General features: G+C 73.4%; 10 protein-coding genes and 1 pseudogene. 4 read left to right on the forward strand and 7 right to left on the reverse strand.

The features are described from left to right. Window positions 1-183: 183 nt before the first annotated feature. The gene (locus tag A3Q37_RS04365; RefSeq protein WP_065477683.1) at window positions 184-1,095 is read left to right on the forward strand and encodes a GNAT family N-acetyltransferase; all 912 of its coding nucleotides are present in this window, start codon (window positions 184-186) and stop codon (window positions 1,093-1,095) included. Here the strand turns inward: A3Q37_RS04365 and A3Q37_RS04370 are convergent. Then, a complete protein-coding gene (locus A3Q37_RS04370) occupies window positions 1,067-2,218 on the reverse strand; it encodes an alpha-L-fucosidase (protein WP_065477685.1) in 1,152 nt (383 codons plus the stop codon). The genes A3Q37_RS04365 and A3Q37_RS04370 overlap by 29 nt on opposite strands. Further along, entirely contained in the window at window positions 2,215-3,636 is a 1,422-nt protein-coding gene (locus A3Q37_RS04375) for a GH1 family beta-glucosidase (protein ID WP_065477687.1), read from the reverse strand. Before A3Q37_RS04375 ends, A3Q37_RS04370 begins: the two co-directional genes overlap by 4 nt. 173 nt (window positions 3,637-3,809) lie before the next feature. On the opposite strand from A3Q37_RS04375, the gene treZ reads away from it, so the two are divergent. Beyond that, a complete protein-coding gene (treZ, locus tag A3Q37_RS04380) occupies window positions 3,810-5,570 on the forward strand; it encodes a malto-oligosyltrehalose trehalohydrolase (protein WP_065477688.1) in 1,761 nt (586 codons plus the stop codon). A gap of 24 nt (window positions 5,571-5,594) precedes the next feature. On the opposite strand, the pseudogene A3Q37_RS04385 reads toward treZ, so the two are convergent. Together A3Q37_RS04385 and A3Q37_RS04390 are read right to left on the reverse strand one after the other, a co-directional pair. Then, window positions 5,595-6,742, reverse strand: a pseudogene (locus tag A3Q37_RS04385) (M24 family metallopeptidase). A gap of 198 nt (window positions 6,743-6,940) precedes the next feature. Continuing rightward, window positions 6,941-7,612, reverse strand: coding sequence for a nucleoside/nucleotide kinase family protein (locus A3Q37_RS04390; RefSeq protein ID WP_176711341.1), 672 nt, complete (start codon window positions 7,610-7,612; stop codon window positions 6,941-6,943). 100 nt (window positions 7,613-7,712) lie between these two features. Here A3Q37_RS04390 and A3Q37_RS04395 point away from each other — a divergent pair, with 100 nt between their 5' ends. Together A3Q37_RS04395 and A3Q37_RS04400 are read left to right on the forward strand one after the other, a co-directional pair. After that, on the forward strand, window positions 7,713-8,105 hold the full coding sequence (locus A3Q37_RS04395; protein ID WP_065477693.1) for a VOC family protein: 393 nt from the start codon (window positions 7,713-7,715) through the stop codon (window positions 8,103-8,105). 61 nt (window positions 8,106-8,166) lie between these two features. Then, complete coding sequence (locus A3Q37_RS04400; RefSeq protein WP_065477697.1) at window positions 8,167-9,423, forward strand: low temperature requirement protein A; 1,257 nt, start codon at window positions 8,167-8,169, stop codon at window positions 9,421-9,423. A gap of 224 nt (window positions 9,424-9,647) precedes the next feature. Here the strand turns inward: A3Q37_RS04400 and A3Q37_RS04405 are convergent, their stop codons facing one another. Genes A3Q37_RS04405 through tdh form a run of 3 tightly spaced genes read right to left on the reverse strand, consistent with a single transcriptional unit; the run spans window position 9,648 to window position 12,908 of the window. Further along, a complete protein-coding gene (locus A3Q37_RS04405; RefSeq protein WP_065477699.1) occupies window positions 9,648-10,574 on the reverse strand; it encodes a LysR family transcriptional regulator in 927 nt (308 codons plus the stop codon). 49 nt (window positions 10,575-10,623) lie between these two features. Then, window positions 10,624-11,826, reverse strand: a complete 1,203-nt coding sequence (locus A3Q37_RS04410) for a glycine C-acetyltransferase (protein ID WP_065477701.1) — start codon at window positions 11,824-11,826, stop codon at window positions 10,624-10,626. 53 nt (window positions 11,827-11,879) lie between these two features. Then, window positions 11,880-12,908: an L-threonine 3-dehydrogenase gene (gene tdh / locus A3Q37_RS04415; RefSeq protein WP_065477704.1), complete on the reverse strand. Its 1,029-nt coding sequence runs from the start codon at window positions 12,906-12,908 to the stop codon at window positions 11,880-11,882. Window positions 12,909-12,997: the final 89 nt, after the last annotated feature.

Genomic DNA, 12,997 nt, shown 5'->3' on the forward strand with positions numbered 1-12,997 from the left:
CGGCGGAGGCTACGGTCGGGACCGACATCCGACGCCCGTCGCGGAAGGAGGCGAGAAACATGCGGGAGAACAGCCGCACCACCGACCGCAGTACGTCACTCTCGCGCTCCCGTCCCGTCCGCCGGGCGGTGTCGGACCTCGTCTGACCGGGAGCGCGGCATTCCGTCCCGGAGGACACCCTTCATGACCGATCCGGTCATCCGCGCGCTCACGCCGAGCGACGCCGCACTCTTCACCACGTTCCAGGACAGCCCCTTCGTGGGCCGGGCCGCCTTCGGCCAGCACTACACCTCGACCGCCGACGGCGGCGAGTACCGCCCCGACTGGTCGTGGGTCGCCCTGCGCGACGGCAAGGTGGTCGCCAGGGCCGCCTGGTGGGGCGGGCCCGGGGACACCGAGCCCGTCGTGCTCAACTGGTTCGACTTCGCGGACGGGGAGGCGGAGGCGGGCGCCGAACTCCTGCGCCGCGCCCCGTTCGACAAGGAGTACGAGCTGATCGCGCCCGCCGGATGGCGGGACGACCCGGCGGCGCGGGCCGCCGTCGAGGAGCGGGTCGCCGCCGCGACGGCGGCCGGCATGAAGCCGCTGGTCGAGCGCTACCGCTACCGCTGGACCCCCGGCTGCCCGCTCCCCGAGCGGACGGGCCGGCTGACCTACCGCCCGGAGCCGGACGACGCGGTCATCCTCGATGTGCTGCGCCGGGTGCACTCGGCGACGCTGGACGCCCATGCCCGCAAGGCCATCGAGGGTCCCGGCGGTCTGGAGGCGGCGGCCCAGGAGGAGTTGGACTTCTTCCACTGGTGCCCCTCGCCACGGGAGTGGTGGCGGCTCGCGTACACCCCGGACGGGGAGGTGGCGGGCATCCAGGTGCCCGCGCACAACCCGTCGGGGCCCTGCGTCGGTTTCATCGGGGTCGTGCCCGAGGCGCGCGGGCACGGTTACGGCTACGACCTGCTGGTGGAGTGCACGCGCTTCCTGGTCGAGCAGGGCGCCGAGTTCGTCGCGGGGGCCACGGACCAGGGGAACGCGCCGATGGCCGCCGCGTTCGCCCGTGCCGGGTATCCGGTCATCCAGGAGTGGGTCCATCTGGCGTGAGGGCCCCGGCCTCCTCGGCCAGCCACTCCAGGCGGAGCCGTTGCTCGGCGGGGATCGTCGCGTCCTCGCCGCGCGGCCCCACGTTGAGCAGTACGTTCCCGCCGTCGGCCGCCGTGTCGCGGACCAGTGAGGTCAGCGCCTCGCGGCCGATGAAGGCGTCCGGACCGGAGTTGCGGTTGTAGCCGAAGCTGTGGTCGACGCCCCGGGTGATCTCGTACGGGTCGGAGCCCTCGTAACGGGCGTACTCCGGCGTACGGAAGTCGAAGACGGGCGGTGTGCGCGGGACGAAACCCTCGCCCTGCGCCACCGTCCGGCGGTCCCACCAGTTGTACAGCGCCTTCGCGCCCGGCAGGCGCAGACCCCGCCAGTGCGGTGCGTACGGCAGCAGGCGGTCGTTGACGACGCCGTGCGGGACGGTGAAGCGGTAGAAGTCGACCAGCGAGCGGATCTCGTCGGCGGAGGCGGGCCAGGCGATATCGTTCCAGAGGATGTCGGGCCGGTAGCGGCGGATCAGCTCCCGCAGCTGCGCGTCGGCGTAGGCGGGGTAGCGGCCGCGCGGGACGGCGGAGAACATGTCGGCCGCCGTGCCGATGGGCCGGTCGTCGAAGGTCCAGTCGAGCCCGCCGGAGTAGTAGACACCGAAGCGCAGGCCCTCGGCCCGTACGGCTTCGGCGAACTCGCCGACCACGTCCCGGGTGGTGTGCCAGCCGGAGCGGTGCGGGTTCTCCGTCTCCGAGGGCCAGAGGCAGAACCCGTCGTGGTGCTTGGTGACCAGGACCGCGTAGCCGGCCCCCGCCTCGCGGAAGGAGCGGGCCCAGGCGGCCGGGTCCCAGCCGGCGAGCCCGTCCTCGAAGTCGTGGCCGAAGTCCGTGTAGGGGCGGTTCCCGTAGGTGGCGCGGTGGTGGGCGGCGACCGGGGAGCCGGGGAAGCGGAGCGCGTTCTCGTACCACTCGGCGTACGAGGTCCAGCCCAGCGGAGCGCGCCGGCCCGCCGCCGGGAGTTCGGCGGCGGGGACACGGTGCGGGGCCCAGCCGGGGACGGAGGCGGGTGTCCAGTGAACGAAGATCCCCAGCCGGGCCCGGGACCACCATGAAGCAACGACCATGGCGGGAGTATTGATCATTCGGACGGTGCCGCGTAAGCCCCCTCGACCGCCGGATTCCGCTTCTGGGCCACCTGGGTCTCCTGCGCGCTCTGTGTCCTCTGTGCGCGGATCAGGTCGCGGTACCAGGCGTACGAGGCCTTCGGCGTACGGGTCAGGGTCTCGTAGTCGATGTGGACCAGGCCGAACCGCTGCGAGGCCCCCTCCGTCCACTCGACGTTGTCGGTCAGCGACCAGGTGAAGTAGCCGCGTACGTCCACCCCGGCGTCCATCGCCGCGCGCAGGGCGGTGAGGTGGCTCTCCAGGTAGGCGATGCGGCGGTCGTCGGCGTGGGGTTCCTCCAGGGCGCAGCCGTTCTCCGTGATGTAGAGCGGCGGGAGGCGGTCGCCGTAGCGGGTGTGCAGCGTGGTGACGATCTCGGTGAGGCCCTCGGGGACCACGGGCCAGCCGAAGCCGGTCTTCTCGTACCCCTCGATCTCCCGTATCCCGAAGGGGAGTTCGGCGGGCATCGTGAAGCCGGAGAAGGTCTCCAGGGCCTCCGGGCGGGGTGCGCCGACGAGGGTCGGGTTGTAGTAGTTGATCCCGTACCAGTCGAGCGGGGTGGAGATGACCTTCAGGTCGTCGGCGACCGGGCCCGGCATCAGGGCGGCGAGGTTCTCGTCCGGGTAGCGGCCGGTGAGCACGGGGTCGGCGAAGAGCCAGTTGGTGAGCGTGTCGTACAGCTCCGCGCCGAAGCGGTCCTCGTCGCTGTCGCCGGCCGTCCAGACCGGGGCGTGCGAGAAGGCGGCGCCGATGTTGTCCGCGCCCGCCGCGCGCAGGGCGCGGACGGCGAGGCCGTGGGCGAGGAGCTGGTGGTGGGCGGCGGGCAGGGCGTCGAAGAGGAGGGTGCGGCCGGGGGCGTGCTCGCCGAGCGCGTAGCCGAGGAGCGTGACCTCGGCGGGTTCGTTGATCGTGATCCACATGGGGACCCGGTCGGCGAGGCGTTCGGCGACGATGCCCGCGTACTCGGCGAAGCGGTAGGCGGTGTCCCGGTCGAGCCAGCCGCCCGCCTCCTCCAGCGGGAGCGGGGTGTCCCAGTAATAGAGCGTCGGGGCGGGGGTGATGCCGTGGGCGCACAGCTCGTCGACGAGCCGGTCGTAGAAGTCGAGCCCGTCGGCGTTGACGGCCCCGCTGCCGCCGGGCACCACGCGGGGCCAGCTGACGGAGAACCGGAAGGCGTCGGCGCCGAGGCCGGCCAGCAGGGCGACGTCCTCGCGGTAGCGGGCGTGGAAGCCGGTGCCCCGGGTGGTGTCGGTGCCGTCCTTGATCCGGCCGGGCAGCGCGGCGAAGGCGTCCCAGCCGGAGGGGCCCTTGCCGTCCGCGTCCACCGCCCCCTCGGTCTGGAACGCGGAGGAGGACGCTCCCCAGAGGAAACCGGGCGGGAAGATCGGCAGGGTCATCGCGGCCTCCAGCAGCCGTACGTGGGGAAATCCGTATGAGCGGGCGCCTCGCCGGGCAATGATCAGGACCAGACCTTAATCGCCGGTGGCGGGCGGCAAAAGAGCCTGTCGCGAGGATCGTGGAGCCCGTCCCCGGGCGTCCGCGCGCCCCGCCCAGGGACGAGGAGTGGTGGATGCAGTTCGAGGTGTGGGCCCCCGACGCGGACTCGGTCGTGCTGGAGGCGGCGGACGTCCGGTCCCCCATGGAGCGTGACGCGGGGCGCGAGGGGTGGTGGACGGCGGAGGCGGAGGCCTCGGACGGGGACCGGTACGGCTTCCGGGTGGACGACGGGCCCCTGCTGCCGGACCCCCGTTCGCGGCGGCAGCCGGACGGGCCCGACGGCCCGAGCGCGGTCGTGGACCAGGGGGCGTACGCCTGGCGCAACGGGTGGGCGGGGCGGCGGCTGAACCGGGCCGTGCTGTACGAGCTGCATGTGGGGACGTACACCCCGGAGGGCACGTTCGACGCGGCGGCGGCCCGGCTGGGCCATCTGGCGGAGCTCGGGGTCACCCATGTGTCGCTGATGCCCGTGTGCCCGTTCCCCGGGGTCAACGGCTGGGGGTACGAGGGCGTCTCGCTGTGGGCGGTGCACGAGCCGTACGGCGGGCCCGAGGGGCTGAAACGCTTTGTCGACACGGCGCACGGGCTGGGGCTCGGGGTGGTCCTGGACGTCGTCCACAACCATCTGGGCCCCTCCGGCAACTATCTCCCCGCCTTCGGCCCGTACTTCACCGACACCCACCACACCCCGTGGGGCGCGGCGGTCAACCTGGACGCGCCGGGCTCGGACGAGGTGCGGGCGTTCCTGCTGGGCAGCGCGCTGGCCTGGCTGCGCGACTACCGGCTCGACGGGCTGCGGCTGGACGCGGTGCACGCGCTGGCCGACACCCGGGCGCTGACGTTCCTGGAGGAGCTGTCGGCGGCGGTGGACGCGCTGGCGGTGGAGCTGGGGCGGCCGCTCGGGCTGATCGCCGAGTCCGACCTCTGCGACCCGCGCACCACCACCCCGCGCCCGGCGGGCGGCCTGGGGCTGCACGCCCAGTGGAACGACGACTTCCACCACGCCCTGCACACCGCCCTCACCGGCGAGTCCCAGGGCTACTACGCCGACTTCGCCCGGGCCCCGCTGGCAGCGCTCGCCAAGACGGTGACGTCGGCGTTCTTCCACAACGGGACGTGGTCCAGCTTCCGGGGCCGGACGCACGGCCGCCCGGTCGACGTGTCCCGTACCCCGGCGCACCGCTTCGTCGGGTACGCGCAGACGCACGACCAGATCGGCAACCGGGCGCTGGGCGACCGGCTGGCCTCCGCCCTCTCCCCCGGTCTCCAGGCGTGCGCCGCCGCGCTCGTGCTGACCGGCCCCTTCACCCCGATGCTGTTCATGGGCGAGGAGTGGGGGGCGCGCACCCCGTGGCAGTTCTTCACCGACCACACGGATCCGGAGCTGGCCGATGCCGTACGCAACGGCAGGCGACGGGAGTTCGGGGCGCACGGCTGGGCGGAGGAGGAGATCCCCGACCCGCAGGACCCGGCGACCCGGGACCGGTCCTGCCTCGACTGGTCCGAGCCGGAGCGCGAACCGCACGCGCGACTGCTCACCTGGTACCGCGAACTGATCGCGCTGCGGCGGACGTTGCCCGATCTGCACGACCCCGATCTAGCGTCGGTGAAGACCGCGTTCGACGAGGACGCGCGCTGGTTCGCGTACCGCAGGGGGGATCTGCGGGTCGTGGTGAACCTGGCCGACAAGCCCGCGGCGATCCCGCTCGGCCTCGGACGCCACCGCCGTTCCGGGGGGCGGGTGCTGGCGGCCTGGGAGCCGGTGGAGGCGCCGGGGCCGGACGGGGTGCTGCGTCTGCCGCCGGAGTCGTGCGTGGTGCTCGCGGACGACTGAACGCCCGCGGCCGCGCCCCTGCTTCTACTCCACGACGGCGAGTTCGCGGGCGGTGGTGTTGAGCCGCCGCCCGCCGTCCTCGGTCACCGCCACGATGTCCTCGATCCGGACGCCGAAGCGGCCCGGGAGGTAGATGCCCGGCTCCACGGAGAAGCACATGCCGGGGACGAGCTGCTGCTCCTCGCCCTCGATCATGTAGGGCGGCTCGTGGGTGGTGACGCCGATGCCGTGGCCGGTGCGGTGGATGAACCGGTCGCCGTAGCCGAACTCGGTGATCACCGCGCGGGCGGCCCGGTCGATCTCCTGGCAGGCGACGCCCGGCCGGACGGCGGCGCAGCCCGCCTGCTGGGCCTCGCGGACGATGTCGTGGACCCGCTGCTCCTCGGCGGTGGGCTCGCCGACATGGACCGTACGGGAGGTGTCGGAGCCGTAACCGTGCTTCAGGCCGCCGAAGTCGAGGACGACCATGTCGCCGCGCTCGATGGTGCGTTCGCCCGCCTCGTGGTGCGGGTTGGCCCCGTTGGGGCCGGATCCGACGACGGTGAAGTCCACCTGGGAGTGCCCGAACTCCCGCAGCAGCGCGGCGAGATCGGTGGCCACGTCGACCTCCCGGCGGCCGGAGAAGCGCACCTTGAGGATTTCCTCGTACGTGGCGGCGGCGGCGGCCCCGGCGGCGGCGAGCCGTTCCAGCTCGGCGGCGTCCTTCACCGCGCGGAGCATCGGGAGGGCTCGGTGAGCGCGGTGTAGGAGGTCCCGGGCAACTCCCTTTGGAGGCCCAGCAGATGCATGGCCCAGGCGTTGTCGCTGACCCCGAAGCGGCCCTCGGCGTCGAGCAGCGGGGCGGTGACCTCGTACGGGTCCTTGCCGTCGGTCCAGTCCCGCAGGGTCAGCGCGGGCGCCCCGGTGGCGGCGGCCGCGTCGGGCGCCTCCAGGGTCGGGACCACCAGCACCGGGTCGTGGCCGGCCCGCAGCACGAGGAGCGTGAGGCGCTCGGTGCTCACGGGGCGGTAGCCGGTGAGGTGGACGAGGTCGGGCCCCGGCGCGACGATCACCCCGGCGAGCCCGGCCTCGGCGGCGGACTCGGCGGCCCTCGCCATCCGGGCCCGGTAGTCGTCGGCGGTGAAGGGCGGGGGCGGAGCGGACTGCTGGGCGAAGTGGCTCGGGCTCGACATCAGGGCCTCCTGGCGGTGCGACACGGCACACAGCATCCTGCCCGCCCGGCGGGGCGTATGCGACCGGCTTCCGGGGGCGTGTCAGGGCTTGGGGTGTTAGTGACCGTCTTCGGGCTTCCGGCGCTGCGCGTCTGTCGGGCCGTCAGCCTTCAGCCGCGTCGGCCTCGTCGGTCCTCGGCAGCCGTCAGCTGTCAGTCTTCAGTCGCCGGCCGCCGTTCGTCGTCCGTCGGGCAGCCGTACGATCAGGTCCGCCCGGTCGCGACCCCGCTCCACCAGCCGGGCGTTCGCCTCGTCGGACCGGGCCACCCACTCCTCCGCGTCGGGCCGGGGCCGGCCGTGGTGCACATGACGGTCGACAAGTCGACGTACCCGCACCTCCGGGTCGAGGTCCAGGAACCACACCTCGTCCAGCAGCCCGCGCACCGAGGCCCAGGGGCCGTCGTCGAGCAGCAGGTAGTTGCCTTCGGTGACGACGAGGGGGACGTCCGGCGGGACGGGCAGGGACCCCGCGACCGGCTCCTCCAGGTACCGGTCGAAGGCCGGGGCGTAGACCGCGTGCACCGGGTCCGGCGTCCGCAGCCGCCGCAGCAGCGCCGCGTACCCGGCCGCGTCGAAGGTGTCGGGCGCGCCCTTCCGGTCGGCGCGGCCGAGGCGGTCCAGCTCGGCGGCGGCCAGGTGGAAGCCGTCCATCGGGACGAGGGCGGCGCGTCCGTCCAGGGCCGCGACCAGCCGGTCCGCCAGAGTGGACTTCCCGGCTCCGGGCGGGCCCGCGATCCCGAGGATGCGCCGCTGTCCGGTGTCCGCGAGCGCGCGGGCCCGGTCGTTCAGCGCGGCCCGGCCGCCGGTGCTCGTAGCGTCCACGAAGTCCATGCGGCGCATTGTGCCCGGCGGCCGGGGACCGAAGCGATAGTGTTACGTATAACGTCATCGCCGCAGAACCCACCGCCGCAGAACCTCCGGAAGGCCCGCCATGTCCCACATCGCCCTGGTCACCCTGGTCGTCCGCGACTACGACGAAGCGCTCGCGTTCTACCGCGACGCGCTCGGCTTCGAGCTGGTGGAGGACACCGACCGGGGCGACGGCTCCCGCTGGGTGGTGATGCGCCCGCACGGAGCGGCGGACGGCACGGGGCTGCTGCTGGCCCGCGCGAAGGACGAGGCGCAGGCCGGGGCCGTCGGGGCGCAGACGGGCGGCCGGGTCGGCTTCTTCCTGCACACCGAGGACTTCGCGGCCGACCACGAGCGGATGCGCGCGGCCGGGGTGCGCTTCCTGGAGGAGCCGCGCCACGAGACGTACGGCTCGGTCGCGGTCTTCGAGGACCTGTACGGCAACCGGTGGGATCTGCTCCAGCCGGCCGGCTGAGCCGTCGCCATTCGGCCCACAGCCGAGGCGCGGCCGGACACCCTCCGACGACCATGGGTCCATGGAGTCGAAGGAGTCCACGGGGAGCGCCGCGCCGGCCGAGCGGCACGCCGGGTGGAACGAGCTGTTCTTCGACCTCGTCGTCGTCGCCGGGGCGGGCCAGCTGGCCCGTCTGCTGCACGACGGCCCCCATCTGGCGGATCTCGCCCTGTACGCGGTGGTCTACCTGGCCTTCTGGACCACCTGGGCCGGGTTCGCCGTCTACGGGGACATCGCGGCCTCCGAGACCCGGGTCCGTACCTTGCTGATCGCGATGTTCGGCATGGCCGTGATGGCCGCCTCCGTGCACGCGGTGCAGTCCAGCCACGCGATCGCCTTCGTGGTCGCGTATGTCGCGCTGCGCTGGCAGGCGGGCCAGGTCTGGCGGCGGGGCAGCATCGTGGTGGACTGGCCGCTGGCCCAGTTCGGGGCGGGGGCCGTGCCCTGGCTCGTCTCGCTCTTCGTGGACACGCCGCTGCGGTACTGGCTCTGGGCGCTCGGCATCGCGCTGGACATCGTCACCCTGCTGGTCTCCACTCGCGAGCGCACCCTGCGGCGGGCGGGCGAACGGGCCGCGCGCCGCCGTGAGGGCCGCCCGCCGCCGGGCCCCGCGCACGGGCCGTTCGCCGGACCGCCCCGGCTCAGCGAGTCGCGGATCGACGCGGCGCACATGGGCGAACGGCTCGGGCTGTACGTGATCATCGTGCTGGGTGAGGGCGTCATCCAGATCATCGACGCGGCGTCCGAGCGCGACGGCTGGGACGGGCCGCTCGCGGCCACCGGCCTCGGGGCGTTCGGGCTGCTGGCCGCGATCTGCACGCTGAGTCTGCTGTACGGCACCAACGGCATCCCCCACCTGCGCAGGGGCGCGCTCGCGCCGAGGCTGGCGATGCTGCTGCACGCGGTGATGACCGGTTTCCTGGTCGCACTGGCGACGGCGCTGGGCTCGGCGGTCGCGCATGTCGACGACGTCCTGCCGAGGGGACAGCACTGGCTGCTGTGCGGGGCGATGGCGGGGTATTTCGCGGCCGGCGTGGCGGCGGCGCTACCGCTGGCGGACCGGTCCGACCGGATCTGGCTCCTGGGCTGGGCGCTGCCGTGCGTAGCGGTGTCGATCGCGCTGGCCCCGCTCGGGGTGGGCCTTCCGGCCTGGGCGACGATCTGGATCCTGGTGGCACTGGTCTGCTGGCAGATCGCTTACGACCCGGGGGCGGCGGGGACGGCTTCGTCGGGGCGGCGGTGGCGGAGGTTCCGGCGGTCGGTGCCGCGGGCGGCCTGAGCGGGCGCGGGTTGCGGTGGCACGGGGCCCGGGCCTCTGAGGCGCGAGGGGACCGGGGCCCTGGAGTCCTGCGGTCCTGGAGCACCGGGGCGCGGGAGCGCCGGGGCGCGGGAGCGCCGGGGCGCGGGAGCCCCAGAGCGCCGGGGCGCCAGGGCGCGGGGCCCCAGAGCGCCGGGGTGCCAGGGCGCGGGACCCTGCGGCCCCACGGCCCCACGGCCCCAGGGTCACAACCCGGCCGTCAGCCCCGCCTCCCGCACGGCCACCGCCTCCATCGCGTCCAGCACCGGCCGGATCAGCGGATGGCCTTCGGCTCCCTGGCGTACCGCCGCGAAGACCCGGCGGGTGGGGGCGCTGCCCTCGACCGGGCGGACGACGACCCCCGTCAGCTCCATCCCGCGCAGCGCGGAGCGGGGCACCAGCGCCACCCCGGCATCCGCTCCAGCCAGCGCGACCACCGCGTGGAAGTCGTCCGACGAGTGGTCGAGGCGCGGGGCGAAACCGGCGTACTCGCAGGCCAGGACCACCACATCGTGGCAGGGGTTGCCGGGGTACGGACCGATCCACGGGTCCTTCGCCAGGTCGGCGACCGCCACCTGGGCCTGGTCGGCGAGGCGGTGGCCCACCGGGAGCACCGCGTCGAACGGCTCCGAGTACAGCGGGACGCGGGTCAGGCGGCGGTCGTCCTCGGCGGGCGCGCCCCGGTACTCGACGGCCACCGCCACATCCACCTGCCGGTCCAGCACCATCGGGACGCTCGCGTCGCCCTCCGCGTCCTGGACCTTGACCCGGATGCCGGGCGCGGTGCGGGCCAGCTCGGTGAGGGCGGGGGCGAGCACGAGGCCGATGCCGGTGGCGAACGCGGCGACCGTGACCGTACCGGCGACGCCCGCGCTGTAGTCGGCCAGCTCCGCCTCGGCCCGCTCCAGCTGGGCGAGGACCAGGTTGGTGTGGCCGAGCAGGATCTCCCCGGCGGCGGTGAGCCGGGCCCCGCGCGCGCCGCGTTCGACGAGGCGGTGGCCGGTCTCCTGCTCCAGGGCGGCCAGCTGCTGGGAGACCGCAGACGGGGTCAGGTACAACGCGGCGGCGGCCGCGGTCACCGTGCGGTGGTCGGCCACCGCACGGAGGATTCGCAGCCGCCGCGCATCGATCATGTGCCCATTGTCCCAGGTGGCGGCGGAACCACCGACCGGGTCGGGCGGGTCAGACCGCCTCCGCCTCCAGCGCGGCCCGGGCGTCGACGAACGCGTCCACGGCGCGGTTCACATCGGCGGTGGAGTGCGCGGCCGAGAGCTGGACGCGGATGCGGGCCGCGCCCTGCGGGACGACGGGGTACGAGAAGCCGATCACGTACACACCGCGCTCCAGGAGCAGTTCCGCCATCCGGCCCGCCTTGCCCGCGTCGCCGATCATGACAGGGGCGATGGCATGGTCGCCGGGCAGGATGTCGAAGCCCTCGGCGGTCATCCGGGTGCGGAACAGCTCGGTGTTGGCGGCGAGCTGCTCGCGCAGGTCACCGGCGGACTCCAGCAGGTCGATGACCTTGAGGGAGGCGGCGGCGATGACCGGGGCGAGGGTGTTGGAGAAGAGGTACGGGCGCGAGCGCTGGCGCAGCAGGGCGACGATCTCCGCGCGGGCCGCGACGTAACCTCCGGAGGCCCCGCCGAGCGCCTTGCCGAGGGTGCCGGTGATGATGTCGACCCGGTCCATGACGCCGTGCAGCTCGGGCGTGCCGCGGCCGCCGGGGCCGACGAAGCCGACGGCGTGCGAGTCGTCGACCATGACCATGGCGTCGTAGCGGTCGGCCAGGTCGCAGATCTCCTGGAGCGGGGCGACGTAACCGTCCATGGAGAAGACGCCGTCGGTGACGATGAGCCGGCGGCGGGCCCCGGAGGCCTCCTTGAGCTGCGTCTCCAGCTCGGCCATGTCGCGGTTGGCGTAACGGTGGCGCTTGGCCTTGGAGAGCCGGATGCCGTCGATGATGGAGGCGTGGTTGAGGGCGTCGGAGATGACCGCGTCCTCGGGGCCGAGCAGCGTCTCGAAGACTCCGCCGTTGGCGTCGAAGCAGGAGGAGTAGAGGATCGTGTCCTCCTGACCGAGGAAGGCCGAGAGCCGCTGCTCCAGCTCCTTGTGGACCTCCTGGGTGCCGCAGATGAAGCGGACCGAGGCCATCCCGTAGCCCCAGCGGTCCAGCGCCTCGTGGGCGGCGGCGATGACCTCGGGGTGGTCGGCGAGACCGAGGTAGTTGTTGGCGCAGAAGTTGAGGACCTCGCCCGGGCGGCCGCCGGAGGTGACCTCGACGGTCGCGGACTGCGGGGTGCCGATCACCCGCTCGGGCTTGTGCAGCCCGGCGGCGCGGATCTCGTCGAGGGTGGTGCGCAGATCGTCGCGTACGGAGTCGAACATGCGGATTCCTTAAGGAGTGCGAGGAGAAGTTCGAGGATCAGACGGTCGGGCGGTCAGACGGTCCAGTCGAGGATGACCTTGCCGCCGAGGCCGCTCGCCGCGTCGTCGAAGGCGGCCTCGAAGTCGCGGAAGCCGTACCGGCCGGTGATCACAGGGCTGAGGTCGAGGCCGCCCTCCAGCAGGACGGACATGGCGTACCAGGTCTCGAACATCTCGCGGCCGTAGATGCCCTTGATGGTGATCATCGAGGTGACGATGCGGGCCCAGTCGACGGCGAACTCCTCGGCGGGCAGGCCGAGCATGGCGATCCGGCCGCCGTGCGTCATGTTCGCGACCATGTCGCGCATCGCCTCGGGGCGGCCGGACATCTCCAGGCCGATGTCGAAGCCCTCGCGCAGGCCGAGTTCGCGCTGTCCGTCCGCGATGGTGCGGTCCGCGACGTTCAGGGCGAGGCTGACGCCGACCTTGCGGGCGAGGGCGAGGCGGGCCTCGCTGACGTCGGTGATGACGACGTTGCGGGCGCCTGCGTGCTTGGCGACGGCGGCGGCCATGATGCCGATCGGACCCGCGCCGGTGATCAGGACGTCCTCGCCGACCAGCGGGAAGGAGAGCGCGGTGTGCACGGCGTTGCCGAACGGGTCGAAGATCGCCGCGATGTCGAGGTCGACGGGGACCCGGTGCACCCACACGTTGGAGGCGGGCAGGACCACGTACTCGGCGAAGGCTCCGTCGCGGCCGACACCGAGGCCGACGGTGGAGCGGCAGAGGTGGCGGCGGCCGGCGAGACAGTTGCGGCACTTGCCGCAGACGAGGTGGCCCTCGCCGCTGACCAGGTCGCCGGTGGCGATGTCGGCGACGTCGGAGCCGATCGCGGCGACCTCGCCGACGAACTCGTGGCCGAGGATCAGCGGGGTGGTGACCGCCTGCTGGGCCCAGCCGTCATAGGCGCGGATGTGCAGGTCGGTGCCGCAGATACCGGTGCGCAGGACCTTGATCAGGACGTCGGTGGGGCCGTACTCCGGCTCCGGCACGTCCATCAGCCACAGTCCGGGCTCGGCCTTCTGCTTGACGAGTGCCTTCACGGCTGTGGCTCCCTGACGTCGGTACGCGAGTGAATACCCCGGGCCGCGGGGCATGTCGGAGGAACCCTGCGGCCCGGGGTGGTCTTGGG

This window comes from Streptomyces sp. PTY087I2 (assembly GCF_001687325.1).
Classification (GTDB): Bacteria; Actinomycetota; Actinomycetes; order Streptomycetales; family Streptomycetaceae; genus Streptomyces.